This window comes from Streptomyces sp. NPDC037288 (assembly GCF_055603265.1).
Genome location: NZ_JBVJVY010000217.1, coordinates 1 through 1,333, shown reverse-complemented (window position 1 = coordinate 1,333; position 1,333 = coordinate 1). Strand labels below are relative to the sequence as shown.

Below are 1,333 nucleotides of genomic sequence, written 5' to 3'. Positions count from 1 at the left end.
ATCACCGGGAAGTGGAACGCCATGTGGCACTCGTCGCCGCCGGAGGCGTAGTCGCCGAAGTAGTCGACGACGTCCTCGGGCCACTGGTTGGCCTCGGCGAGGAGCACCTTGTCGGGGTACTGGGCGTCGATCTCCTTGCGCACCCGCCTGAGGAACGCGTGGGTCGCCGGCAGGTTCTCGCAGTTGGTGCCCTCCTGCTGGTACAGGTACGGCACCGCGTCCAGCCGGAACCCGTCGATGCCGAGATCCAGCCAGAACTTCAGCGCGGAGATCATCTCCTCCTGCACCGCCGGGTTCTCGTAGTTGAGGTCCGGCTGGTGCGAGAAGAAGCGGTGCCAGTAGTACTGCTTGCGTACCGGGTCGTACGTCCAGTTGGAGGCCTCGGTGTCGACGAAGATGACCCGGGCGTCCTGGAACTGCTTGTCGTCGTCGGCCCAGACGTAGTAGTCCCCGTACGGGCCGTCCGGATCCCGCCTCGACTCCTGGAACCACGGGTGCTGGTCGCTGGTGTGGTTCATGACGAAGTCGATGATGACGCGCATGCCGCGCTGGTGGGCGGCGTCCACGAACTCCACGAAGTCGGCGAGGTCACCGAACTCGGGCAGGACCGCGGTGTAGTCGGAGACGTCGTAACCGCCGTCTCTGAGCGGCGACTTGAAGAACGGCGGCAGCCACAGGCAGTCGACCCCCAGCCACTGCAGATAGTCGAGCTTGGCGGTCAGGCCCTTCAGGTCGCCGACGCCGTCGCCGTTGCTGTCCTGGAAGGAGCGGACCAGGACCTCGTAGAAGACGGCACGCTTGAACCACTCCGGGTCCCGGTCCTTGGCGGGAGTGTCCTCGAAGGTGTCCGGAACGGGCTCATTGACGATCATATTGTGGGTGACCCTCCGATCTGCGGGTTGGACGGTCGCAGGACGGTGAAGACATGCGCGGGCCTATGACCCGGTTCGAGGCGCACATAGTTGGCCCTGCCCCAGTCGTAGGTCTCGCCGGTGAGCTCGTCGCGCACCGGCACGGACTCGTGCCAGTCCAGGCCGAGTTGCGGCATGTCCAACGAGACCGTGGCCTCCTGGGTGTGCTGCGGGTCGAGGTTGGCGACCACGATGACCGTGTTCGATCCGCTCCGCTTCGAGTAGGCGATCACCGCGTCCTTGTCGACGTGGTGGAAGTGCAGATCGCGCAGCTGCCGCAGGGCCGGGCTCCGCCGGCGGATGGTGTTCAGTCGGGTGATCAGCGGCGCGATGGTGCGGCCCTCGCGTGCGGCGGCCTCCCAGTCACGCGTCCTGAGCTGGTACTTCTCCGAGTTCAGATATTCCTCGCTGCCCTCCCTGAG

Annotated in this window: 1 protein-coding gene and 1 pseudogene; both read right to left on the bottom strand. The window is 65.8% G+C overall.

Annotation, left to right across the window (positions count from 1 at the left end):
- On the bottom strand, nt 1–872 hold an 872-nt coding region (locus tag ACZ7GZ_RS43380; RefSeq protein ID WP_471033374.1), incomplete at its 3' end, for an alpha-amylase family glycosyl hydrolase.
- Nucleotides 869–1,333 (bottom strand): annotated as a pseudogene (locus ACZ7GZ_RS43375) (alpha-1,4-glucan--maltose-1-phosphate maltosyltransferase); the annotation flags it as partial. The pseudogene ACZ7GZ_RS43375 and the gene ACZ7GZ_RS43380, both read right to left, overlap by 4 nt.